Raw genomic sequence first — 24,601 nt, 5'->3', positions numbered from 1 at the left:
GCAGCGTTTTTTGAAGGATACATCATGAATAAGCAAAATGGTTTTACGCTTATTGAGCTAGTAGTTGTAATTATTATTCTAGGTATTTTGGCGGTAACAGCTGCACCTAAATTTATTAACTTGCAATCTGATGCGCGCGCATCGACAGTGCAAGGGGTAAAGGGAGCATTGCAGGGAGCAAACACACTCGTTTATTCAAAAGCGGCTATTCAAGGAAAAGAGAGCACGACGGGCAACGTTATTTTAGATGACTTAGGCGATGCCGATGCAACTAATGATATTACTGTTACTACGGCATTTGGTAATTTAGATAGTAGCGCAACTGTTGCAGATGTAGTGACTAACCTTGAAAAAGCATTAGATATGCAGTTTCAAGCGCTTTCTGACGATACAACAACGGTGACTACTGAGGAGTGGGGTGTACGTTCAACAGCAACGACATTTAAGTTGGTCCCTCAAGGGCGCACAGCATCAAGTACAGCTGCAGATGCGTGCCATCTTTTATATACTCAAGCAGGCTCTGTAACTCAACCTGCACAATATGCTGTTGTTGATACTGGCTGTTAATAGGAAATGGTAATATGAGAAATAATCAATCGGGTTTTACGTTAATTGAGCTAGTTGTTGTGATTATTATTTTAGGTATTTTGGCGGTGACTGCCGCGCCTAAGTTTATCAATTTACAATCGGACGCTAGGGCATCAACAGTGACAGGACTTGAAGCAGCAGTTAAAGGGGCGGATAGTTTGGTCTACTCAAAATCTCTGATTGCAGGTAATGAAAAGCAGGGTAGTACCGCGACTCCTCCTCCAAGTGTCATTGTTGATTCTGCAAATACAGCAGTGCTATTAAACTATGGCCATGCAACTGCCGCGTGGGCCGATAGCTTAGTCAACATGTTAGACATTGATGCTTCCGATGAGTCTGATAATAATGATAATACCGAATGGGTCTATGATGAAGGCACTGATATTGTTTATATCTACCCACAAGGTGTTGTTAGTCCTTTAGCTGGCACTGATCCTGGGACTTGCTATGTTCAGTATCAAAATGCATTAACGAGTGCGACTGCTGGTACGTTCAATATTTCTAGTGTCACTACTGGCTGCTAAGTTATAAGTGACCTCAATAAAAAGCCTGCTAATGCAGGCTTTTTTTATGTCTCATATTAGGGATTGATTTCGTCAAGGTTAGCGGCTTTTGCTTAACTAGATTAAGCTTATATTCAATGGGTTAAAATTGAAGTAACTTGATATGTAATATAAAAGTAAACTGGTTTTACACTGATTGAATTGGTGGTGGTCATTATTATGTGTGGGATAATTGACTGTGGTTGCCGCGGCCGAAGTTTATAAACCCGCAGTCTGATGCGCGGGCATCAACTATTGATGGCGTAAAAGGTGCCTTACAATCCGCTAATACCTTTGTTCACTCTAAAGCGTCTATTTAAGGCTTAGTAATCGAGACGTGTTGATTGGTGATGGGATAGCGATTGAGCTTGATTATGGTTATATAAAGAGCTTTGTTGATGAGCAAACCACCATTGACAACTTAGAGCTCGCCATGGATATGACGTTTGAGTTACTGATCAGTAATGGCGTGCTTGCTACCGAAGGCTGGGTTTAATGTCGACTGGCAACACCTTTACCATAGTGCCCAAAGGCAAGGCGGCAAATGGCAATTGTCGATAGGTATACAATGAGGCAAAGGAAAGTGGTGGCGTGATCACACCACCGACTTATGACGTACTTGAAACGGGCTGTTAATAGCGGATTGTTTTAGGCGCTAAATAGCCTGAGGAAATGGGCAAATGATACGCTTGGTTGAATGGTTTAAGCTGTTATTTATACGTGTAAAATTGTTGATTAATTTGCCATAATACCTAAATGCTTAATTGGGGGATATTGAGCACACTAATATGAAACAGCCGCTATGAAACAGCAACATTCAGGTTTTACATTGGTAGAACTGGTTACGACCATTATTCTTATCGCTATTTTGGCGGTAGTGGTGTTGCCACGTCTGTTTACCACTTCAAATTATAGTGCCTTTACCCTGCGAGACGAGTTTATTAGTGAACTGCGTAAAGTGCAGCTCATGGCAATGAACAATCAAGATCGTTGTTATCGTATCGATGTAGACAGTAACCAATACCAAACCCGTATTTTTCAAGCTAACTGTGCCACCACGGTAAGAGATCGCAATCCACAGCCATTGCACCGTGGTGCCAGTTTGCAGCTCAACGGCGCAACTAACTTTAGCTTGGGATTTACCACAAATGGCACCGTGACAGCGTGTAATGCTGGTTGCAGTATTGATGTGCTAGCGGATGATAGTTTGACTATCAGCATCGAAAGTCAGGGGTATATACATGGCCGTTAATACTCATAGCGGTTTACAAAGAGGTTTTACCTTGATCGAGTTGGTGGTCGGCATCGCTGTGATCAGTATTGCCATGGTGTTATTGACCACTATGCTGTTTCCTCAGGCGGATCGCGCCAGTGAGACTCTACACCGAGTACGTTCAGCAGAGTTGGCACACTCAATACTCAATGAAATTTGGGCGAAACGATATGATGGTAATACCAACCCTAATGGTGGTATACCAGCTTGTGATGCGATTGCTCGCCCCGATATCGGCTTACCGGCAGGCCTACCCTGTACTGATGAAGTGGATTTTGGTGACGATGGTGGCAATCTTGCTCGTAATGATTTTAATGATGTTGATGACTATCATGGTATGAATCAAGACAGTTTGATGCTCAACTCAAACAATAGCTACGCTTCTCAATACCCTGGCTACGCATTGTTGGTGTCGGTATCTTATCCGAACCCTAATAAGAACAGTAAACTCATTACCATTGATGTGACGACGCCTAATGGTGAGTTACTTCGCTTTGATGCGGTAAGGAGTAATTACTAATGAGGAGCGCTTTTCGCCACGGGTTGAGTTACTGCCGCCACAAAGGCTTTACCTTAGTTGAGATGGTGACGGTCACCATCATTCTGGGGATTTTGGTGATTGGGGTCAGTAGCATTATTTTGTTGGGCACCCGGATTTTTGTCGACTCAACTTCGGTGGACCAAGTGCTCAGTCAAAGCCGCTTTGCTATTGAAAGAATGACTCGTGAGCTAAGGAATGCACTGCCACAAAGTATTCGGGTCCGAACTGATAGTGTTAGTTATCAATGTATTGAGTTTGTGCCCATTATTGCCAGCGCCTCTTATACTCAGCTTGCAGTAGTCCCTGACAGCGCCAGTCAAACCGCGACTGTGATGTTGCCTGCAAATGGCATTTCCGCTAACGATCAGATGGTGGTGTATCCATTAAGTGCTGATGATATTTATAATGCCGACCCAGATGAGACTGTGGGTCGGTTATTTGATATTCAATCTATTTCGGCTAACACCATCACGTTTGAGCGAGCTGTTCAATTTGCCGAAGCATCCCCGCAATTAAGGTATTTTATGGTTAACGATGCGGTGAGCTACTGTTTTGAGAGTGATGGTGCGGTGCGTCGTTATCAAGGCTACAATAAATTTAACCTAACACAACCAGCGCCAGCGCAGATGGGCACTGGAGTGTTGATGGCTGAAGGGGTTGCTAATGATATTGCCACGCAGTTACCGATTCATTTTACCAACGCGACTTTGCTGAACAATGCCGTGGTGCAGTTAACGCCGATTTTCAATGTAAACCAGCAGGTTTTTCAATACCAACATCAAGTGCAGGTGGTGAATGTTCCCTAACTATCACGGCAAACCTAGACCAAGTTACACAAATGGCGTTGCTTTAAGCCAGCGACAAGGTGGTAGTGCGCTGGTTATCGGGATATTTATTATTACCGTGATGTTTTTAATGGCGGCGACATTGATCAATGTGGCGCAAGATGCCGATGAACAAGTCAACTTGGAGGTGTGGGGCACCCGAGCGCTCGCCGCTGCTAATAGTGGTGCCGATGCCGCGTTAGCGCAACTGTTTCCCATAGATGGTAGCGCGTTAACCTGTGCGCTGAACCAAACTTGGACGCCCCCTAATGTTAGCGGCTTTTCCGGGTGCAGTGTGGTTTATTCCTGCAATGATCAAGTGCTCGATGGTCAAACCCAATATCGAATAGTTAGTCGTGCGACATGTGAATCGAGTGCTTGTGCAAGTGGCGGAGAAAACTGCTTACGAGTCAGCCGAGAAGTGGAGGTACAGGCTCGTGAGTAAGCAAGTATTATTATTGTTAGTTTTTGTGCTGTTACTGCCATTTTCGGTTATGGCTGTTCCGCAGTGTGATGACATCTTTACTGACCCACCAACCGGAAATCATTTTCCAAATGGTCTGTATCCGCCTAGTGATATAGGGCCTTCTCTTGGTAATTTAACCTGTCAAAAGCATGGTCAAAATAGAACCTGTACACCAGCCTATTATAACTATTCTCCAGGCGATTATAATTTTGCTGCGGGTACCTTCAGTCAAGGTAACTACATTAACACTAATGGCGCCAGTACTCGGCTTTACTTCGATAGTTTGACGTTAAACCAAGCTCGATTAAATGAATTTGGCAATACGGAGGATTTGATTATTTATGTTCGAGGTAGCTTGAGTATTGCTGGGCAGAACTTTATCAATGGTATTGTATATGTTGCTGGCTCAGTCAGTTTGAGCGGTAATGCGAGTATAGATGGTGCGCTAGCATCGGGGGGATCGTTAAATATATCGGGTAATGGTGATGTTGATTTCGACCCTGATGCCATTGAAGATGCAGACTTTGGTGGCATGTGTGATAACGATCCACAAGAGCCGTTATTACCACCTGTGCCTTTGCAATGTCCAGCTGAGCAAACCGGTATTGGCGGTGTTACTTATCGCAGTTATGATGCCAGCAGTTGGCAATCAGGCCAGTTAGTCAGCCCAGAAGATCATGATGAGTTTAATGATCTTATCGATACCGTGAAGAAAACCACTGAGCAGCTTGGCGAATCGATCGAGAGCAATATTTCCGGCTATGGACCAGATATTAACCCTCACAGCAGTCAAGGTGATTACTATTTAGGTATCTTTGAAGGCTATATCAATGTGCCGGAGTCTGGTACTTATACTTTTGGTATTGATGGTGATGACGCCATTGAATTGTTAATTGATGATCAAGTGGTTGTCGGCTTTTATGGACTCCATTCACGCTGTGGCTTTGCTTGTGAAACTGGCACCATAGGTCTAGAAGCCGGTACCCATAAAGTTGAAGTGCGCTTCCATGAAGCAGACGGCTATGAAGCTTACGATCTTTATTGGCAACTGCCGTCATCGTCGAGTTTAGTCAGGGTTCCAAATACTGTTTATTTAACCTGTCCATTCCCAGAATTTGAGTTTGGCCGAGTGACATTAAATGATAGTGGTAGTGCTACCATTAACTTTGATAATCAATATGATACATCACCTATTGTGTTATTAATGCCGACTATCAATGGCATTGATGGCAGTGATGCCCGTTTTGATGGACCATCAGATGTTCAAATAGGCAGTTTTGCTGCCAATAATGGCTCGGTAACGATTGTGCAGCAAAATCCGCCTCGCAATAGAACATCGGCCAAAGCCATGGTTGATATCGACTATTTTGTTATGGAGCCGGGTTATCGATTTTTAAGTCGTGGCAGTGCGCTGCAAGCCGATAAAGTTGATACGATTAAGTACCAAGGTAAGCGTCTCCCTTCTGCTGGCAGGGGCTATGATGACGTTGAGTTTACTCATGAATTTGGTGCTAGCCCCGCTATAGTCGCACAGATGCTGTCGAAGAATAACAGTCGCTTTATCACGCCGATAGTCAATGATATCGACAGCGATGGCGATGAGTTTGAGATAGCCATAGAAGCCTCGGAGATAGCCGGAAATATTACCCAAGAAGAGACATTAGGTTATGTCGCAGGTCTTGGGCGCGGCACCATGACGGTGAATGGTGAATCTGTGCTGTATGAGTTTGCAACCGCGCTCAACCATGGTAATGGCAACCGAGTTCGTCGGTTAGATCAGCAGTGTGACTTCAATAATAGCTATCAAAATAGTTACCCGGCACAGCCATTAACGATTGCCAGTAAAAATAGCCGCCGTGGTGGCGATGGTGGCTGGATTCGCCGCTGTTTGAAAGACAGTTTTTCAGGTACTTTCAGCTTTGGACTTGATGAAGACGAATATACAGATAATGACCGCAGTCACTTAGCAGAGACTATTGGTTATTTTGCCTTTGAATATGCACCAGAGCCACCGGCTGTAAATCATTATCGCATTGAATTTAGTTCAGGCGCGCTAAGTTGTGCTGCAAAACCCATCACTATTCGCAGCTGCGCTAATGATGACTGCACCACTTTAACTTCAGTAACATCAAGTGTTGAGCTGCTCAAAGATGGTGCTTTGTATAGTAGTGTAACAATGACGGGCGTGACGGTTCCGTCGGTTGAGTTATGGCATGGTGATGGCGGTACTGTACTGTTGGGGCTTGGCAATACTGTGCCAAGCGGCCCGTATCGCTGCTTTATCGACGGTGCAGAAGTCGCAGATTTAAATCAATGTCAGCTGACCTTTGACGACACGGGGTTTTACTTTGATGTGCCAAACACTCTTGCAGGTAAAACCACTAATCAGTTTGACCTCTTTGCCGTGACTAAAAACACCCAAACTCAACAATGTGTGCCGTTATTTAGTCAGCAAACCAAAGCCATTGATTTTACTTTTGATTATGTTGACCCTAATCCGGTCAATAACCCTGAAGCCTTATTGCTTGAAAGTCTCAACCCTACTCAAAGCAATGACAGCAAAACTATTGCGGGTGCTGCCACTCAAACGCTCAATGTTGAGTTTGATGCCAGCGGTGTGGCTCGATTGCAGGCTACTTACCCCGAAGCGGGGCAGGTGAGCTTGCTTGCATCCCATATTCATACTATCAACACGCCAACAGGCACAGAGCAGTTATTATTGGAGCATCAAGACAATTTTGTCGCTGCTCCCGCAGGCTTTCATTTCTACAATACCAGTGGTACCAACAACTGTGCGTCAGGCGATCCATATGATGCTGATTGCCCAGTGTTGACTCAAGCGGGTGAAGATTTCTCTATGCTGATGAAGGCGGTCATTTGGACTGCTGATAACGATACCGACTTTTCTGACAATACCGCACTGCAAAACTTCCGCCATCCAGCCGTGGCGATAAATCCGGTTGTTTATCAGCCAAGTAGTGGTAGTAGTGGGGCTTTTGGGGTGACGAGTGTTGATTTTAATTTGGGCAGCGGTGAGTCTGCTGAGCAAATCACCCAAACATGGAATGAAGTGGGGGTGGTAACAGCGCAGCTCAGCAAAGATTTGGCCTATTTCGATATGACTATTGCAAAAGCGAATTACAGCAGTGATAGCTTTGGCCGTTTCACTCCTGCCTATTTAGAAATTGTTGGTAATAGCCCAGAAGTTGCCCACAGCTGTAATAGTTTTACTTATATGGATCAGCCGATGGGCTTTTTAGCAGGAGCCGAGCCTAAAATAGAAGTGATTGGTCATGCCAAATCTGGCGCTATCACCAGTAATTATCAAATTGGTGATTGGTGGCGTTACATGCACAAAGATAGTGCTGAGCAAAATCAGTGGGCTGGTCGACGTTATAACGACACCACAGGTATCGCAGATGTTGTTGATGGCGAAGATCCTAGTTTATCCGGCAACGTATCCTATCTGACATTGTCGGCAAATAGTGCGTATTTAAGTGGTGGTACGGCTAAGTATTTTCGCGGTGTATCTGCTGTTGCCCCTTTTGATGCAGAGTTCGAACTGATTCTAGCAGTAGGTGATGTTAGCGACGAAGACAATATTTGTTATAAAGATGATTACGCGGGTAGTTGTCAGAGCTATACCTTTACTGAGATAGGAAAAGACAAGGGGATTGAGCAACGTTATGGCCGCATGGTGTTAGATAATGGCTATGGCCCTCAATCTGAAAGCTTACGCTTACCTTTACGTACAGAATATGTGTCTGCCGTCGATGCGGTGTCTGGTCATCCAACCTGGATCACCAATACCCAAGATAGTTGCTCGGTGGTTAACACCTTGACTTCAACTGATGAATCGGAAATACCAGAGACTGGATTATTTATGGATTATCCCAATGGATTCCCTGAAATCGATGCGTTCATAGAACCCAATCTGCTGATACAGTCTGGCAGTGTTAGCAATGGGGTTGGCAATATCTACTTTGAAGTGCCAGATATCGCTGGGGAAGTGCCATTAAAGCAACACGTTTCGCCGTGGCTAAAATGGTATTGGAATTGGGATGGTTCAAGCACTACGTTATATGATCCTCGGGCAAGCGCATTTTGGGGCACTTATCGTGGCCATGATAAAGTGATTTTTTGGCGCGAAGTACGCTGATAAATACGGCCAAGACAAACTCAGTAAAAACTGACAATTTGTTGGCGTAATTTGGTAAAACTGCTCGATAACCTGTTTGTTTTTTGTTCTTTTTAGTTGGAATTAAAAAAAAATCGCAGGATTAGCAAATGTTAACCTCAAGACGCTTGTGGAATCAGGGTGGCATTGCTAAAGTTACCTGATTTTTATTTTTCCGACTCCACTGAGACAGGCTGGTTACATGTTCAAAAAGCTGCGTGGCATTTTTTCTAACGATCTATCGATCGATTTGGGTACCGCTAACACTCTAATTTATGTTCGCGAAGAAGGCATCGTATTAAACGAGCCCTCTGTTGTTGCGATTCGTGGCGAGCGCGGTAGTGGTGGGCAAAAGTCTGTTGCAGCTGTTGGTACAGAAGCAAAACAAATGTTGGGACGTACCCCAGGGAATATTCAGGCGATTCGCCCGATGAAAGACGGGGTGATAGCTGATTTCTATGTCACTGAAAAGATGTTGCAGCACTTTATCAAGCAAGTGCACAACAACAGTGTTTTCCGTCCTAGCCCACGTGTTCTTGTGTGTGTACCTGTTGGCGCGACGCAAGTTGAGCGACGTGCAATTCGTGAGTCAGCGATGGGTGCGGGTGCCCGTGAAGTTTACCTGATTGAAGAACCAATGGCGGCAGCGATTGGTGCTGGCTTACCTGTATCTGAAGCAACGGGTTCTATGGTTGTTGATATCGGTGGTGGTACCACTGAAGTTGCGATTATCTCCTTAAACGGTGTGGTGTATTCATCGTCAGTCCGTATCGGTGGTGATAAGTTTGATGAAGCGATTATTAACTATGTGCGCCGCAACTATGGCAGCCTAGTTGGTGAAGCAACTGCTGAACGAATCAAGCACAGCATCGGTACCGCTTATCCAGGTGATGAAGTACTAGAGATTGAGGTTCGTGGTCGTAACTTAGCTGAAGGCGTACCGCGTAGCTTTACCTTAAACAGCAATGAAATCCTTGAAGCGTTGCAAGAAGCACTGTCTGGCATTGTCAGTGCAGTTATGGTGGCGTTAGAGCAGTCTCCACCAGAACTAGCATCAGATATTTCTGAGCGTGGCATGGTACTGACTGGTGGTGGTGCATTGTTGCGTGACCTAGACCGCTTGTTAATGCAAGAAACCGGCATTCCTGTCATGGTGGCCGATGACCCATTAACTTGTGTTGCACGTGGTGGCGGTAAGGCGCTGGAAATGATAGACATGCACGGCGGCGATCTTTTCTCTGACGAAAATTAATTTTTACTAGGCAGCGTTGAGCTGGCATATCCTTGATATTAAACACAACCTAAGTATGTTATGTTTATGTATCAATTGGAGGTGTCAATTCAAGCTGCCTTAAGTGTTTTATGAAGCCCATTTTTGCTCGTGGTATCTCAAACCAGTTTCGCCTGACCTTAGCTATTCTATTGTCGGTACTTCTGCTGCTGACTAACGATAAATTAGAACCTGCAAGAAAGTCTGTTTCCTCACTACTGAGCCCATTGCAATACGTTGCTAATATTCCCGGCGCGATGCTTGATTGGTCAGCGGAAAGTTTTGCAACACGCGATATGCTTGCTAAACAAAATAAAGCGCTACTGAATCAACAGTTGTTGATGAGTGAGCGATTGCAACGCTTTGAACATCTCAGACAAGAGAACGACCGTTTGCGTGCCTTGCTCGGCTCGCCGGTGCACATGGACGCAAAGAAAGTGGTTGCAGAGGTGATGGAAGTCGCCAGTGATCCTTATCGCCATTATGTGGTGCTTAACCACGGTGAGCGCAGCGGCGTATTTGTTGGCCAACCTGTAGTGGATGCCCAAGGTGTTGTCGGCCAAGTAGTCGAAGTTAGTGCGCTGACTAGCCGTGTTCTACTGCTCTCAGATCCCGCGCATGCGATTCCGGTGCGAGTGACCCGTAATGATGTACGTATGATTGCCAACGGTACAGGCGTACTTGATGAGCTTGAATTACGACATGTGGCGAAAAGTACCGATATTCGTGTTGGTGACTTGCTGGTGTCATCGGGTCTAGGTAATCGTTTTCCTGAGGGCTACCCAGTGGCTCGGGTTATGAGTGTGGTTAAAGATGACGGTCAGAATTATGCCACCGTATCAGCGCAGCCCTTAGCGGCTCTAGACCGTATTCGTTATCTATTACTGCTTTGGCCAGATGTCCAAGAGGAAGTGGAAGAGATGGATGATAGTGTCTCTGCTGATACACAAGAGGCCAGCCAATGAGTATGCATATCCCCCATGGGCGTTGGGTTGTTTGGCTGAGCTTTTTGGTCGCCATGCTGTTTCAAATTATGCCGTTACCTGATTTGGTCGAAGGATTTCGTCCAGACTGGCTGCTGTTGGTGATGATCTATTGGGCGATGGCACTACCCCATAGATACAATATTTTAACGGCCTGGTTGCTTGGGCTGCTATTGGATATTTTGTTAGGTGCTCATTTAGGTATCCGCTCGTTAGCCATGTCGCTAGTGATCTACGTGGTTGTATTGCATTTTCAAAGATTGCGGAATTTCCCCATGTGGCAGCAATCCTTAATGGTGGGTTGTATTGTCTGTTTGTATCACTTGATTGTGTTTTGGGTACAATTTGTTGCTGACAGCGCCACCTTTGATACCTCACTTTTCTGGCCTGCTATTTCAAGCTTATTTATTTGGTGGTGGGTGTTTTGGATTTTACGCCGAGTTCGGCGACTGTATAAGGTGCGATAGAGATGACCTTAGTTTTAGCATCGGGTTCGCCGAGGCGCAAAGAGCTGCTTCAGCAATTGGCGTTTTTGAAGGCTGATTTTTCATTTTCAGTATTGGCAGCAGATATCGATGAATCCCATCATGCTGGCGAATTAGCCAATGATTTTGTGGCGCGTTTAGCAAAAGAAAAGGCGCAAGCAGGGTTTGAGTTAGCTAAGACCCAAGACGCGATCGTGCTCGGTTCTGATACTATTGTCGTGTTAGATGAACGCATACTGGGTAAACCCAAAGATCAGCAAGACGCCATCGCGATGTTGTCAGCGTTATCAGGCAGGCAACATCAGGTAATGACCGCCGTCGCAGTGACAGATGGTATGACGGTCAAATCTGAAGTTGTTACCACCGCAGTAACATTTTCCCCGTTAAGTCAGGCCGATATTGAAGCCTATGTTATGACCAAAGAACCCATGGATAAAGCGGGAGCTTATGGTATTCAAGGTTTGGCTGGGAGTTTTGTGCAACGTATTGATGGTAGCTACTCTGCAGTGGTGGGGTTGCCGTTAGTTGAAACTCGGCAGCTATTAACAGAGTTTGCCATTATATAGTTAGCGTATTTGCCCTCAAACCGCGAAGGTAGTGGGCAGTTTTCCAATGTTTTGCAAGTGAGTGAACATCATGAACCAATTTATAAAAAACAAAGCACAGAAAAAAATCGGTTCTGAGTTACTTATTAACGTCACACCGACTGAAGCCCGAGTGGCGTTAGTCGAACATGGTGTCTTGCAGGAAGTACACATAGAGCGCCGCATGAAGCGCGGCATTGTCGGTAATATTTATAAAGGCAAAGTCAGTCGTGTGTTGCCCGGCATGCAAGCGGCGTTTGTGGACATTGGTTTAGACAAAGCGGCTTTTTTGCATGCTTCCGATATCGTTCCTCATACCGAATGCGTTGCTGATGTGGAAAAGGGCAACTTTGTTGTTAGAGATATTGCTGAGCTAGTTCGCCAAGGGCAAGATATCATGGTGCAAGTAGTGAAAGATCCTTTGGGTACCAAAGGGGCTCGCCTAACCACAGATATTACTTTGCCGTCGCGTTATTTGGTGTTTATGCCAGGATCTAGTCATGTTGGTGTATCGCAACGGATTGAGTCTGAAGAGGTTAGGGCACGACTAAAAGGGTTGACTGAGCCATTTGTTGATGAAGATGGTGGCTTTATTATTCGCACCGCCGCCGAAAGCGCGGGTGAGCAGGAGCTAGTTCAAGACGCGGCGTTTTTGCGTCGAGTTTGGGCTAAAGTGAGTGAGCGTCGTAAGCGCCCTGGTGTGGCTTTGTTGTATCAAGATTTAGCGCTACCAGTGAGAATTGTGCGTGACTTTGTTGGTACTGAGTTAGACCAAATTCAGGTGGACTCAAGCCAAACCTTTGAAGAATTATTGCAGTTTGCCCATGAGTTTATGCCGGAAATTGCCGATAAAATTGAGCATTATTCCGGCCCAGTGCCTATTTTTGATCTTTATGATGTCGAGAACGAGATACAGCGAGCACTGGGACGAAAAGTTGAGTTGAAATCTGGTGGATACCTGATCATCGACCAGACTGAAGCGATGACGACCGTTGATATCAATACTGGTGCATTTGTTGGTCACCGTAATTTAGAAGAAACCATTTTTAATACCAATCTTGAAGCGACGCAGGCGATTGCTCGTCAACTGAGGTTACGTAATTTAGGTGGCATCATCATTATCGACTTTATCGATATGATAGATGAAGAACATAAGCGACGAGTACTGACTAGCTTAGAAACAGCCTTATCCACCGATCGTGTTAAGACCAATATTAGCGGCTTTTCCGGTTTAGGTTTGGTGGAAATGACCCGCAAACGAACCCGAGAAAGCTTAGAGCACGTATTATGTGGTGAGTGCCCCTCTTGTTTAGGCACCGGCAGCTTAAAAACGGTTGAGACCGTATCTTATGAGATCTTCCGTGAAGTGATCCGATTGAACCGTGCTTATGATGCTGATGAGTTTTTGGTTTACTGCTCGCCAGCTGTGCATCAAAGTTTGACCGGAGAAGAAAGCCATTTAGTCGCTGAGCTTGGCGTATATATTGGTAAACGAGTCAGGCTACAGAATGAGCCTATGTACGCGCAAAACCGTTTCGATGTGGTAATAATGTAGTGGCGTTAAATTTTTGCCCAAAAACGTTTGGCCGGCTGTGTTGGCAAACTTTAGCGATTATTCTCGTCCTATTTGCTTTGGTCGTGAGCCTAATCCGTGGTTTGCTGCCTAAGCTTGATGATGTTCGCTATGAGGTTATTAATTATATCGAGCAGCAGTATCAAGTAGAGATTCAATTAGATAAGTTAGCTGCTGAGTGGCAAGCTTATGGCCCAGCGCTAACAATGAAGCGTATTGTTATCCCGCATCAAGAGCGCATACCGGTGACGGCAGTTATCGATAATGTGCATATCAAGCTCGATTTTTGGCAAACCCTATTGACCGCTCAACCGCAAATTGAAACGGTTATTTTTGATGGCCTCCATGTTGCTTTGGATATAGACCAACTAAGCCGCAAAGACGCTGGGCAAAGTGAACCCCAAAGCTCAGAGAGCAATATCGACTGGTTATATGCGCTGTTGCTTGAACAATTGGATCGATTTTCGATATCGGACGCTAGTTTACAGCTGCTAAGCCGCCATCATGATTTTAGACCGATTTATATTAAGAATTTGTTTTGGCGCAACCAAGATGGGCGTCATCAAGGCCGCGGTGAAGTGTACCTAGATGAGCAAGCCTCCAGCGTTGAACAGTTATCGATGGATATCGATATCAAAGGTAATGGCTATCAACCCGATAGTTTAGTCGGCCAAGTCTATCTGGCGGCCAATGCTTTAGACGTAGGTGAGTGGGCATCTCGCCAAGAAGATCCTTATGATAAGAATAGTAAGTTGCAGCTTGAAGGTGTAGTCAACTTAGAAGCTTGGTTATCCTTAGCAAATCGTCATGTAGATTCGGCCATGGTGGCGTTTAAGCCCAGCTGGCTTGAATGGCACTTGGTAGACAAACCACAGAAAATTGAAGTGCTCAAAGGTAGTTTGCACTACTTGCCTCAAGCCCATGGTTGGCAAGTGCAAAGCCAGGATCTGAGTTTTGCAACCAATGGCAAACCTTGGCCGACGCTCGATTTGGTTTTTAACAGTGATGTTCAGGGGACTGACTTGCTAGTTAACCAAATTAGCCTCGATGGCTTACTGCCGCTACTACCTTTAGTACCTGCTATGCAGCCCGCTAGTTTGCAAGCTTGGCACAAAGCGGCGCCACAGGGGATGCTAAAACAGATCCATTTGCAATCACGAGAGAGTCAGCCAAGTGCATTATCTTTGTCAGTCGAGCAGTTAGCATGGCAACATGTTGATGCCATACCTGGCATCGCGCCCATTGATCTTGACGTGGTCGCCAATACCAAGCGTGTGATTGCTAAATTGCCACAACAGGCACTTACTGTTGATTTCGGTGAAGGGTTTGTAGCACCACTGAATTTTTTGAGTCAAGCCACTGCGATTGAATATGATGTTTCAGGCGGTGCGTTGATTGTGCCGCAACTTGCCTTGGAAAATGATGACGTTAAATTTGATATTTCGGCCAAGCTAGATTTGCAAAATGCGGCGTATTTGAATTTGCTTGCCGATGTTGCCATCAAAGATGCTGCCAACGCGGGGCGTTATTATCCCCTCAAGGGCATGAGTGATTCGCTAGTTAATTATCTAAATGGCGCACTGCTTAGTGGCAATACCGATAATGCTAAGGTAATTTGGCGCGGCGCATTGAGTGATTTTCCATATCGCCAACAGCAAGGTATTTTTCAGGCGGGCTTCACTTTACAGCAAGCAGAGTTTCAATTTCAGCCCAGTTGGCCCGCGGTGACCGACTTAACCTTAGATGCATTATTTGAAAATGCCGCCATGGATCTGTGGGTGAAACAAGGCCAGTTGATGGACGTATCAGCGGCTGGAACCTATGTTGGTATTCCTGAAATGAATGACAAATCGCTGTTGGCAGTTAAAGCCGATATCGCGACCTCAGGCACTGCGGCAACTGAAGTGTTATTAAACTCGCCATTACGTGACAATGTGGGATCAACATTGAAGGTGGTACAGATCCAAGGTGATATAGATGGTCACCTAGATTTGAGTATTCCACTGTATGACGGAGCTGAAGAAGTGATTGCCGGCAACGTCAATTTTGACTCAGTGCCAGTATATATCAGTGAACCTGGTGTTCAGCTTGACGAGGTGACAGGTCGAGTCGATTTTATTAATGAAGTCGTTGTCGGTGAGCAGATTTCCGCACTTTTGTATCAGCAACCCGTAACCCTCAACTTTGATACCGAACGAGTTAATAAGAATTATGGCTTGAACCTCGATCTAAATGGCGAGTGGCAAGTTGATAAATTGCCGGAAATACTCAGTAATCCTTTGAGTCCCTACTATCAGGGCCAGTTTGAGTTTGATGGTGCAATGACGTTGATTTTTGACGAAACCGGTTATCGTATTCAGGCTCAAGTGAATAGTGATTTGGTAGACACAGAACTGTTACTACCGGGCGAGTTTTATAAAGCCGCTGACACGCCAACAAAACTGAGCGCCGAGTTGATTGGCGATAATAAGCAATCTTCATTGGGTATACGACTTAGCGATCAAATGGAGTTTTGGGGCGGCTTCGATGAGGTCTCAGGTAATCACTTAGGCCACTTCGATATTTTGCTTGGAAGGCTGTTTAAACCAGGTGATAAACTTAGCCGTGATAAGGGCCGCTTGCAACTTGATCTTGAGCAAGCCAACTTTGATGCTTGGCTACCGATAATCAACGCGTTTACGACGCAAAGTAACAATATTCCCACCGCTGCAGTTGATGATCTATTAAGCCATGAACTGCAACGGGAGCAACGGTCATTTTTTCCGCCTTTAATGGCCATCGATGCCGAGATCGGCAAGCTTGATTTAATGGGGCAACCTTTTACTGACTTAAGCTTTAATGCAACACCGACGGTCAATGCATGGCGATTTGATGGCATTTCTGATGAGTTTGAAGGGCGTATCGACTTTTATCCTGATTGGTCGACTCAAGGTCTTAAGATTGTTGCCAAGCGATTTGACGTTGCCCCTGTTACCAAAACTGCAGAAAATCGAGTGTATGAGCATAATACCGTGATGCAGAATATGCCGCCGCTAGCTGCCGATGTGGATGAATTCTCCATGTACGGTAAACCATTAGGTCATTTGGTATTGCAAGGGACGCCCGAAGGGGAAAACTACCGTATCCAAACCCTATCGATTACCACTGATGATAGCCAGTTACGAGGTGACGGGACTTGGACCTTGGCTGATGGACAAAATCGCACTGGATTCAATTTAACCTTAACGGCTGACAAATTTGACGTGCTATCTGAACGATTGGGCATTGATCCTGGTTTGAAAGAAGCGCCCGTGGATGTTAAGGCTTCGCTAGGCTGGCAAGGAGCACCTTATGCATTTTCGTTGGCAACATTGGATGGCAAAATTGAATTTGATTTAGGCAAAGGACACTTGTCTGAAGTCAGCGATAAAGGCGCGCGCATATTCTCGCTGTTTAGTTTAGATTCGCTACTAAGACGGCTATCTTTAGATTTCTCAGATGTATTTGGCAAGGGACTCTACTTTAATGACTTCAGTGGGACCTTAGATATCGACCAAGGGGTGATTAAAACCACTGATACTCAAATGAATGCCGTCGCCGGTACTATGCGAGTACGTGGGTACACGGATCTGACTACCGAATCGCTCAATTACGATATTCGCTTCGCGCCGCAACTTGGTTCAAGTGTGCCAACCGTGGTGTTATTAAGTACTGGGGGGTGGACGCTGGGCTTAGGGGCATTTGCGTTAACCAAAGTGCTTGAGCCGGTTATTGAAGTGATCTCTGAAATTCGCTTCCGTCTTACCGGCACAATGTCAGAGCCAAAACTTGAAGAGCTGGAGCGAAAGAGTAAGGAAATTGAAATTCCAGAATCGGCGTTACCAAAAGCGTCAGGTGTCGAGACTAACCCAGCACAACCGCCAGCATCTCCTTTACCGTCTTCAACCGTTGAGCCTGCTAATCAAGGTGTTGAAACGCAACCCGCTTCCGGCGTTGAGTTGCCTGAGCAACAAATTGAAGCCATGCCACAATTTGATGATAAAGTGGTGCCCATAGATCCTAAAGCAACAGTGGAGCCGGAGCCGAGTTCAATCGTGCCCCCCGCTCACGCGGAGCCGCAAGATGAGAGTCAGTCTACTTCAGTGTCAAAGCAGTCGAGACGTCAACAGCAATCTGGCCTTTATCAAATCGCAGCTTGAGCTGCTTGATGTTGATAAGCAAGCCCATTTGGTGGTGCTACCAGAATGCGCGTTATTGTTTGGAGGCCACGAAAGCCATCAGGCCGCCGTTGCTAAAGCGCATAACCATAGTGAACTGCAGTTGGCATTAGCGGCATTGGCAAAGCAGTTTAGTGTCACTATGGTAGCAGGCACCATTCCGATCACCGCAGAAGATGGTCGTTTGTACAGTCGTAGTTATGTGTTTGGCCCCCAAGGACAAGTACTAGGACACTATGACAAAATGCATCTGTTTGATGTTGATGTTGCGGACGGCACTCGTACCTATCGGGAAAGTGATACCTTTTGTCCTGGGGATAAAATCAGTGTCATTGATACCCCTTTTGGTAAAGTAGGTATTGCTATCTGTTATGATTTACGTTTTGCTGATTTATTTAGAGCCATGTCCCTCGCTGGTGCAGATATTATTGCCATACCTGCAGCGTTTACTAAAGTGACTGGCGCCGCGCATTGGCAAGTATTATTACAAGCTAGAGCGATTGAAAATCAATGTTATATTGCCGCTGCAGCCCAGTGGGGGCAACATAATAAAGGCTCAAGGGAGACCTGGGGACAGTCAATGGTAGTTGACCCATGGGGAAGCATTGTTGCAGAAAAAGCCCAAGGTACAGGCTGGCTATCGACAGAAATAGATTTAACTGCCAGTGGGCCGATAAAACAGAATATGCCGGTGCAAAATCACAATCGATTTGCTGCACCTAAACTCAATTAAGTCGATGCTAACTCAGCGTTTGTTTGCGACATTGCATTATTGAAAGAGAGAGATTGAATGCCATTTTTAAACCAAGTAGAGCAAAGCTTACTGCAAGACGGCTTAAGCATTGAGCAGCTGCCTGACTATCTAAAGCGTATTCATCAGCATCAGGTTGATTTTTCTGATCTGTATTTTCAAGGTAGTAGACACGAGTCTTGGGTATTGGAAGACGGCATTGTCAAAGAGGGGAGCTTTCATATTGAACGCGGTGTTGGCGTTAGGGCGATCAGTGGTGAGAAAACGGGTTTTGCTTATGCTGATGAAATCTCGCCCGCGTCGTTATCAGCTTCAGTAGAGGCCGCAAGGGGTATTGCCTCAATCGGCAGTGAGCAACAAGTCCAGGCATTTAAGCGTACTAAGCAACATAGCTTGTACACTAGCGCAGATCCCATTGCAGCGATGGAAGAGGTGCGGAAAATCGCGCTGCTTCAACAAGCCTATGCTTATGTGCAGTCACTCGATGAGCGCATTATTCAAGTGGTGATTAGTTTAACCGGCGTTCATGAAGAGATTTTAGTGGTTGCCAGTGATGGTACTTTGGCGGCAGATGTTAGGCCTCTGGTTCGTTTTAACTGTTCAGTGGTGCTTGAGCAAGATGGAAAGCGCGAGCGCGGTGCAGCTGGTGGCGGCGGAAGACATGGCTATGAAGTGTTCTTTGAGGACGATGAGCATAATTTGCCAAGCTGCTTTGGCTTTGCAAGAGAAGCAGTACGTCAAGCGTCAGTAAACCTGACCGCGATTGATGCCCCCGCCGGTGAAATGCCTGTGGTGTTAGGTGCGGGCTGGCCGGGCGTTCTGCTCCATGAAGCCGTCGGTCATGGTCTAGAAGGTGATTTCAATCGTAAAGGCAGTAGTGCCTTTAGTGGCAAGGTTGGCCAGCAAGTGGCTTCGTCATTAGTGACGGTCGTTGATGACGGCACCATGGCGAACCGTCGTGGTTCACTAAGTATTGATGATGAAGGCATGCAAACTCAAAAAACCGTCCTAATTGAAGAGGGTATTTTGAAAGGCTATATGCAAGATAAGCTCAATGCGCGCCTAATGGGCGAGCAGTCGACAGGTAATGGTCGTCGAGAGTCTTATGCTCACTTACCTATGCCTCGTATGACCAACACTTATATGGAAGCGGGGAATACCAACCCTGAAGATATGATCAAGTCGGTGGATAAAGGGATCTATGCGCCTAATTTCGGCGGTGGCCAAGTTGATATCACCTCTGGGAAGTTTGTGTTCTCAGCCTCTGAAGCTTATTTGATTGAAAAAGGTGAGATCACCCAAGCTATCAAAGGGGCAACGTTGATCGGCAATGGTCCTGAAGCGATGGGTCGTATTTCGATGGTTGGCAACGATCTGGCGTTGGACAAAGGGGTTGGTGTGTGTGGTAAAGATGGCCAGAGTGTTCCCGTTGGCGTTGGGCAACCTAGTTTGAAACTGGATAGCTTGACGGTAGGCGGTACAGCTTAGGCTGTTAAAGCCTACTAGGATATTTAGTTATTTAATCTCAACCTGTTATACCAATTAGTATTACACGGGCTACACTCAAGTTGTGGCTCGTGATTATCACTTCGCAGCTAGTGTGAATAGTGATAACATGCCCACAAGGAATTAGAGTAAAGACTCTAGAGGTGCTAATGAAGTGTATTAAATGGCTCACTTTGCCGCTGTTGCTAATGTCTGTCACCACGGTGCAAGCCAAGGACTATCCCTTTGCCGAAGCCTGGAAGCAGTTATTACAAGTTAGCGATAAACTGCAAGCCAGTGTGCAAGAGGTGCACCGCGCTGAAGCAGAAAAATCTGCGACAGATGATTTGAATATGCCATCGCTGAGTTTAAGTGGTAGCTACACTCGCCTTGAAAAACCGCTAGAACTCGATCTGCGGGATCTTAACCCGATTGCTGCACTAGACCCAGGTGCCTTACCACCGGCAATTGCCGGCGCCATTGGTGCGATTCCAGGCTCACTGTTTATTACCCCGTTTACTGAACAAGATGTATTCCGCTCAAGTCTACAAGCGATGTGGCCAATTTATACTGGCGGCAAGATAACTGCTGCACAAGGGATTAAAGCTGCCCACGTTGCGGAAAAAGAGCATGAACACGAGTTATCTATTCGCGACCTGTTTGTACAATTAGTTGATCGTTACTATGCCGTTGCCGTCAGTCAAGCGTTGGTGAATACGCGCCAACAATTAGTTGATTCATTATCCGAGCATGCTTTGCACGCGCAAAAGCTAGAGCAGCAAGGACAAATCGCCAGAGTAGAGCGCCTCAACGCGCAAGTGGCATTGGAAAATGCCAAAGTGGACTATACCAGCGCTACCCGTCAGCTTGAAATGGCCCAAATTGCACTGGCTAAAATGCTGCATGAACGCGAGGTGAGCACTTATTCACCATTGTTTATGTTAACAAATCCACCTGCGGTATCGCAGTTAACCTCACTGACCTTATCGCAACATCCTGCGCTTAAGTTACTGGAAGCCAAAGAAACTCAAGCACAAGGCCTGGTTTCTTTGGAGCAAGGCCAATATTACCCCACGGTATTTTTATACGGTAACTACACCCTCTATGAAGACGATAGCTTGCTATCTAAAATGGAGCCCGATTGGATGGTGGGAGTGGGTGTCAAAGTGCCGCTACTAAGCCGTGATGGACGCAGTGGCAAGGTTGAGGCGGCTAAGAGTGCGTTACTGCAAGCTCGCTACACCAAGGCGCAAACTCAACAAGACTTGAGCTTGTTAGTCGAGCAAAGTTACCGTCAGTTATTACAGGCACAAGAGGAGGTCAACTCTTTGCAAGTGTCTATGGACTTAGCGAAAGAAAATAAACGATTACGAGATATTGCATTTAGCCAGGGGTTATCGACTTCCATTGAAAAAGTGGATGCGGAAATTAAGTTGAGTGCCGTGAGTATGCAAGAGTTAGCGGCGCAGTACCGTTATGTCCAAGCTTATGCTCGCTTAATGGCGGTGAGTGGACAAATTGATGAATTTATTGGCCGAGCCAAACTTAGCGAGGAGAAAGTGAATGCGCACTAATCGAATTTTAGCCGTCGGCGCTTTTGTGTTGCTCGTGATGATTTTGGCCTATGGCATGTTCTTAGCACAAGCGCCGAAAGTACAGCGATTACAAGGGCAAATTGAAGCGCGGGAATATAACATCTCCTCTAAGGTGCCTGGGCGGGTTGAGCAAGTGATGGTGCGCCGAGGTGACGAAGTATCTGCGGGCGACCTGTTATTTGCAATTAATAGCCCTGAGTTAAATGCGAAGTTGATGCAAGCACAGGGCGGCCGTGATGCTGCACAAGCGATGATGGATGAAGCCGATAACGGCGCGCGTAAACAGCAAGTGATGGCGTCAAAGGAGCAATGGCTAAAGGCTCAGGCGGCAGCCACATTGGCGCAAACGACATACCAGCGCGTGGAAGCGCTGTTTAATGAAGGGGTGCTGGCAAGACAAAAGCGCGATGAGGCCTACACTCAATGGCAGGCTGCAAAATATACCGAACAAGCGGCCTACGCGATGTTTCAAATGACTGAAGAAGGGGCGCGAGAAGAAACCAAAGCCGCGGCGGCCGGTAATGCGTTGATGGCCAAAGGTGCCGTTAATGAAGTCAGTGCTATTCTTGCAGACAGTCAGATGCGCGCACCTAAGTCGGGTGAAGTCAGTGAAGTGCTTTTGCAAGTTGGCGAGTTAGCCCCTAGCGGTTTCCCTGTGGTCAGTATTATTGATATGGACGATGCTTGGGCAGTGTTCCATGTTCGTGAAGATCAATTAAAAGATTTTAAAGTCGGACAGCAAGTGACCATCAATATACCCGCATTAGATCGCGATGTGGCCTTTGAAGTAGCACATATTAGTGTAATGGGGCAATTTGCCACTTGGCGCTCCACTGAGAGTGGTCATGATTTTGATATGCGTACCTTTGAAATGGAGTTGAGACCTAGCCAACCCGTTGAAGGTTTACGGGTCGGTATGTCTACCCTGTTAACCTTGTAGTTTCTGACAATGAAGCAACTGATATTACGAGAGCTAAAAGCAATATGGCATGATCCTTGGCAATTGGCCTTGCTGAGCTATATTCCGTTGCTTGGCGTAATATGTCTATGGTGGATGTTCAGCGCGGGGATCCCTCGAATGCTGCCCGTTGCTGTGGTTGATCATGACCTTAGTCAAACCAGTCGAATGTTAGTGCGTCAGCTACAAGCCAGCTCTGTTATTAGTCCAAGTTACTACCAAGATATGCTCGCTGCAAAATCTTCCATGCAGCGCGGTGAAGTTTACGCCACTGTAGTGCTGCCCCACGATTTAAATCGAGATTTGATTCGAGGCGAACAGCCTGTCATTGATATACGTTACAACAGCCAATATTTGTTGGTCGGTAAGTTACTATCAAGCCAAATTCAGCTTAGTTTAGCCGACGGCTTAAAACATAAAGCGCTCATTAAACAGCTGGCGGCGGGGATCCCTAAGCCGCAAGTGCTGGTGAATATTAACTTAGTCAGTAGTCAAACAACCGCTTTATATAACAGTAACAGTAACTACGTGGTATTTTTATTGCCGCCTATTTTGGTGGCGTTAGGGCAATTGTTAGCGATGCTAGTGTTTGCTAATAGCCTAAATAGAGAATTGCGCTGGTCGACAATACAGCAATGGCCATCTCTTGGCGTCGTTAAGCTACTTAGTTGTAAGTTTGCCGTGTGTATGGGGCTGTTGTTATTGCAAAACTATGTGATGTTGGTGTTTTTATATCAATATCTGCAGTTGCCTATTGCCGGTGAAATTAGCCAATTATTGATGGCACAGGTAGCCATGTTAACGGCCATTTGGCTGCTGGTGTTGGTGATATTTTCTCTATTGCAAGATAGTGCTAGGGTCATCAGCTTTTGTACTGCCTTGTTTGCGCCGGGTTTTCCTTTTATGGGCATCACGTTTCCCACTGAAGATATGCCGGCGCTTGCGCAGTATTGGCGGTTATTGATGCCATCGAGTCATTATATTGAGACCCATGTCGGTGTAGTTTCCTATGGCCAGCCATTTACCGCGCTATCCCAGCAGTTACTTGGGTATAGCGGTTTCTTATTGTTGATCCCAGTCGCTGCCCTGTTGTTACGTCGAGTGTTAAAACACCAAGCAGATCAGCCCGCAACGGTAGGAGTGTCAACATGACATTTTGGCAATGCGTGTGGGCAGATTTTCGCGCAATTGTGAGCGATAAAGCGATTGCGATTACCCTATTTGGTGGGGTGCTATTTTACTCTGTGCTATACCCGCTGCCGTATTTGAATCAAGTACCGACCCAGCAAAAATTAGTGGTGGTTGATTTAGATGACTCCAGTTTAAGCCGCAAAATGATTCGTGATGCCGATAGTAGCCCCAAGCTTACCCTTGTTGGTCAAGTGGGCAGTATTGCCATAGCGCAGCAGTGGATTGAAACCGGCAAGGCCCATGGCCTGCTGGTTATCCCTGCTCACTTTCGCCGTGATCTCATTAAGGGAAAATCGGTAACGTTAGTCTACGGGGGAGATGCCAACTATTTTCTTATCTATTCGGCAGTCGCTGAAGGGTTAGTGAGCGTTGGGATTGATGTTGCCAAGTTTGTGCAATTTAAAGGTTTACTGGCCAGCGGCACCAGTGTGGCTGTGGTAAATGAACAGCTGACACCAATTGTGCTCGATAGTGTGCCAGCCTTTAATCCAAGTCTCGGTTACACACCTTATGTGGTGCCAGGTGTGCTGCTGTTAGTGCTACATCAAACTTTACTTATCGGCGCGAGTATACTTGGTGCGGGGCAGTGGGGTCGCAAGGGATACTGGCAGACGTTATCGCCGTGGATGCTTATCAGTGCAAGGTTAGCAGTGTTTACCCTCATTTATAGTCTATTTAGTGCATTTTATGTGGGCTACTGTTACTACATTTATGATGTCAGCGTGCAGGCGACTTGGTATACCGTTGGGCTGTTTCTATTACCCTTTATTTTGTCCACGGCAGCTGCGGGGATCGCGTTTAGCTGTTTGTTTAGTCGACGTGATTTGCCCACCCAAGTGTTATTGTTAATTTCGATGCCTATCTTGTTTGTATCGGGTTTTGTTTGGCCAGTAGAATTGATTCCCACTCCACTATTGATGGTGGCAGACCTATTACCAGCAATACCGGCGATTCAGGGGATGTTGACTTTAAATCAAATGGGCGCGGATTGGCGCAGCATTATGCCTATGTGGTGGCATATGTGGGGACTGTTTGGTTTGTTCTTGTTATTGAGCTGGTGGGGAGTCACAGCTCGCAATAAGCAGTGACTCTCAACCTGTTGTCTGCTAATGCATTAAC

21 protein-coding genes are annotated in these 24,601 nt (G+C 46.0%); all 21 read left to right on the top strand.

Annotated features, from left to right (window positions below; genetic code table 11):
- Positions 1–24 precede the first annotated feature (24 nt).
- The gene (locus tag ACHUFW_RS13380; RefSeq protein ID WP_394203805.1) at positions 25–567 is read left to right on the top strand and encodes a type II secretion system protein; all 543 of its coding nucleotides are present in this window, start codon (positions 25–27) and stop codon (positions 565–567) included.
- Between the two features lie 14 nt (positions 568–581).
- Positions 582–1,112, top strand: coding sequence for a type II secretion system protein (locus tag ACHUFW_RS13375; protein ID WP_394203803.1), 531 nt, complete (start codon positions 582–584; stop codon positions 1,110–1,112).
- 183 nt (positions 1,113–1,295) lie between these two features.
- Positions 1,296–1,355, top strand: a complete 60-nt coding sequence (locus tag ACHUFW_RS13370) for a hypothetical protein (RefSeq protein WP_394203992.1) — start codon at positions 1,296–1,298, stop codon at positions 1,353–1,355.
- Between the two features lie 112 nt (positions 1,356–1,467).
- Complete coding sequence (locus tag ACHUFW_RS13365) at positions 1,468–1,626, top strand: hypothetical protein (RefSeq protein WP_394203802.1); 159 nt, start codon at positions 1,468–1,470, stop codon at positions 1,624–1,626.
- A gap of 306 nt (positions 1,627–1,932) precedes the next feature.
- Positions 1,933–2,382, top strand: coding sequence for a pilus assembly FimT family protein (locus ACHUFW_RS13360; RefSeq protein ID WP_394203800.1), 450 nt, complete (start codon positions 1,933–1,935; stop codon positions 2,380–2,382).
- Positions 2,372–2,923 (top strand): prepilin-type N-terminal cleavage/methylation domain-containing protein, encoded by a 552-nt coding sequence (locus ACHUFW_RS13355; protein WP_394203798.1) that lies wholly within the window; start codon positions 2,372–2,374, stop codon positions 2,921–2,923. The genes ACHUFW_RS13360 and ACHUFW_RS13355 overlap by 11 nt, the downstream gene beginning before the upstream one ends.
- Complete coding sequence (locus tag ACHUFW_RS13350; protein WP_394203796.1) at positions 2,923–3,750, top strand: PilW family protein; 828 nt, start codon at positions 2,923–2,925, stop codon at positions 3,748–3,750. Before ACHUFW_RS13355 ends, ACHUFW_RS13350 begins: the two co-directional genes overlap by 1 nt.
- Positions 3,740–4,213, top strand: coding sequence for an MSHA biogenesis protein MshP (locus ACHUFW_RS13345; RefSeq protein ID WP_394203794.1), 474 nt, complete (start codon positions 3,740–3,742; stop codon positions 4,211–4,213). The genes ACHUFW_RS13350 and ACHUFW_RS13345 overlap by 11 nt, the downstream gene beginning before the upstream one ends.
- Positions 4,206–8,393, top strand: a complete 4,188-nt coding sequence (locus ACHUFW_RS13340) for a DUF6701 domain-containing protein (RefSeq protein WP_394203792.1) — start codon at positions 4,206–4,208, stop codon at positions 8,391–8,393. The genes ACHUFW_RS13345 and ACHUFW_RS13340 overlap by 8 nt, the downstream gene beginning before the upstream one ends.
- Before the next feature lie 220 nt (positions 8,394–8,613).
- Positions 8,614–9,663 carry a rod shape-determining protein gene (locus ACHUFW_RS13335; protein WP_028775047.1) on the top strand — a complete coding sequence of 350 codons (1,050 nt, stop codon included), beginning with the start codon at positions 8,614–8,616 and terminating at the stop codon, positions 9,661–9,663.
- Between the two features lie 110 nt (positions 9,664–9,773).
- Positions 9,774–10,646 (top strand): rod shape-determining protein MreC, encoded by an 873-nt coding sequence (gene mreC / locus ACHUFW_RS13330; protein ID WP_394203790.1) that lies wholly within the window; start codon positions 9,774–9,776, stop codon positions 10,644–10,646.
- Positions 10,643–11,131: a rod shape-determining protein MreD gene (mreD, locus tag ACHUFW_RS13325; protein WP_394203788.1), complete on the top strand. Its 489-nt coding sequence runs from the start codon at positions 10,643–10,645 to the stop codon at positions 11,129–11,131. Before mreC ends, mreD begins: the two co-directional genes overlap by 4 nt.
- Before the next feature lie 2 nt (positions 11,132–11,133).
- Positions 11,134–11,715 (top strand): Maf family protein, encoded by a 582-nt coding sequence (locus ACHUFW_RS13320; RefSeq protein WP_394203786.1) that lies wholly within the window; start codon positions 11,134–11,136, stop codon positions 11,713–11,715.
- A 70-nt stretch (positions 11,716–11,785) separates the two neighbouring features.
- Positions 11,786–13,288 (top strand): ribonuclease G, encoded by a 1,503-nt coding sequence (gene rng / locus ACHUFW_RS13315; protein WP_394203784.1) that lies wholly within the window; start codon positions 11,786–11,788, stop codon positions 13,286–13,288.
- Complete coding sequence (locus tag ACHUFW_RS13310; protein ID WP_394203782.1) at positions 13,288–17,484, top strand: YhdP family protein; 4,197 nt, start codon at positions 13,288–13,290, stop codon at positions 17,482–17,484. Before rng ends, ACHUFW_RS13310 begins: the two co-directional genes overlap by 1 nt.
- On the top strand, positions 17,408–18,235 hold the full coding sequence (locus ACHUFW_RS13305) for a carbon-nitrogen hydrolase family protein (RefSeq protein ID WP_394203780.1): 828 nt from the start codon (positions 17,408–17,410) through the stop codon (positions 18,233–18,235). The genes ACHUFW_RS13310 and ACHUFW_RS13305 overlap by 77 nt, the downstream gene beginning before the upstream one ends.
- 57 nt (positions 18,236–18,292) lie before the next feature.
- Positions 18,293–19,741, top strand: coding sequence for a metalloprotease TldD (gene tldD, locus ACHUFW_RS13300; protein ID WP_394203778.1), 1,449 nt, complete (start codon positions 18,293–18,295; stop codon positions 19,739–19,741).
- A 167-nt stretch (positions 19,742–19,908) separates the two neighbouring features.
- A complete protein-coding gene (locus ACHUFW_RS13295) occupies positions 19,909–21,312 on the top strand; it encodes a TolC family protein (protein WP_394203776.1) in 1,404 nt (467 codons plus the stop codon).
- Positions 21,302–22,273, top strand: a complete 972-nt coding sequence (locus tag ACHUFW_RS13290) for an HlyD family secretion protein (protein WP_394203774.1) — start codon at positions 21,302–21,304, stop codon at positions 22,271–22,273. Before ACHUFW_RS13295 ends, ACHUFW_RS13290 begins: the two co-directional genes overlap by 11 nt.
- A 9-nt stretch (positions 22,274–22,282) precedes the next feature.
- Positions 22,283–23,443 carry an ABC transporter permease gene (locus ACHUFW_RS13285; protein ID WP_394203772.1) on the top strand — a complete coding sequence of 387 codons (1,161 nt, stop codon included), beginning with the start codon at positions 22,283–22,285 and terminating at the stop codon, positions 23,441–23,443.
- Positions 23,440–24,570: an ABC transporter permease gene (locus ACHUFW_RS13280; RefSeq protein WP_394203770.1), complete on the top strand. Its 1,131-nt coding sequence runs from the start codon at positions 23,440–23,442 to the stop codon at positions 24,568–24,570. Before ACHUFW_RS13285 ends, ACHUFW_RS13280 begins: the two co-directional genes overlap by 4 nt.
- Positions 24,571–24,601 lie beyond the last annotated feature (31 nt).

Source organism: Shewanella waksmanii (genome assembly GCF_043643685.1).
In the GTDB taxonomy this organism is placed as follows: Bacteria; Pseudomonadota; Gammaproteobacteria; order Enterobacterales; family Shewanellaceae; genus Shewanella; species Shewanella waksmanii_A.
This window is presented reverse-complemented; position numbering and strand designations above follow the sequence as displayed.

Coding starts and splice junctions, on each gene's coding strand:
- ACHUFW_RS13380 (WP_394203805.1), top strand. CDS start 25: ATGAATAAGCAAAATGGTTTTACGCTTATTGAGCTAGTAGTTGTAATT.
- ACHUFW_RS13375 (WP_394203803.1), top strand. CDS start 582: ATGAGAAATAATCAATCGGGTTTTACGTTAATTGAGCTAGTTGTTGTG.
- ACHUFW_RS13360 (WP_394203800.1), top strand. CDS start 1,933: ATGAAACAGCAACATTCAGGTTTTACATTGGTAGAACTGGTTACGACC.
- ACHUFW_RS13355 (WP_394203798.1), top strand. CDS start 2,372: ATGGCCGTTAATACTCATAGCGGTTTACAAAGAGGTTTTACCTTGATC.
- ACHUFW_RS13350 (WP_394203796.1), top strand. CDS start 2,923: ATGAGGAGCGCTTTTCGCCACGGGTTGAGTTACTGCCGCCACAAAGGC.
- ACHUFW_RS13345 (WP_394203794.1), top strand. CDS start 3,740: ATGTTCCCTAACTATCACGGCAAACCTAGACCAAGTTACACAAATGGC.
- ACHUFW_RS13335 (WP_028775047.1), top strand. CDS start 8,614: ATGTTCAAAAAGCTGCGTGGCATTTTTTCTAACGATCTATCGATCGAT.
- mreC (WP_394203790.1), top strand. CDS start 9,774: ATGAAGCCCATTTTTGCTCGTGGTATCTCAAACCAGTTTCGCCTGACC.
- mreD (WP_394203788.1), top strand. CDS start 10,643: ATGAGTATGCATATCCCCCATGGGCGTTGGGTTGTTTGGCTGAGCTTT.
- ACHUFW_RS13320 (WP_394203786.1), top strand. CDS start 11,134: ATGACCTTAGTTTTAGCATCGGGTTCGCCGAGGCGCAAAGAGCTGCTT.
- rng (WP_394203784.1), top strand. CDS start 11,786: ATGAACCAATTTATAAAAAACAAAGCACAGAAAAAAATCGGTTCTGAG.
- ACHUFW_RS13305 (WP_394203780.1), top strand. CDS start 17,408: ATGAGAGTCAGTCTACTTCAGTGTCAAAGCAGTCGAGACGTCAACAGC.
- tldD (WP_394203778.1), top strand. CDS start 18,293: ATGCCATTTTTAAACCAAGTAGAGCAAAGCTTACTGCAAGACGGCTTA.
- ACHUFW_RS13295 (WP_394203776.1), top strand. CDS start 19,909: ATGAAGTGTATTAAATGGCTCACTTTGCCGCTGTTGCTAATGTCTGTC.
- ACHUFW_RS13290 (WP_394203774.1), top strand. CDS start 21,302: ATGCGCACTAATCGAATTTTAGCCGTCGGCGCTTTTGTGTTGCTCGTG.
- ACHUFW_RS13285 (WP_394203772.1), top strand. CDS start 22,283: ATGAAGCAACTGATATTACGAGAGCTAAAAGCAATATGGCATGATCCT.
- ACHUFW_RS13280 (WP_394203770.1), top strand. CDS start 23,440: ATGACATTTTGGCAATGCGTGTGGGCAGATTTTCGCGCAATTGTGAGC.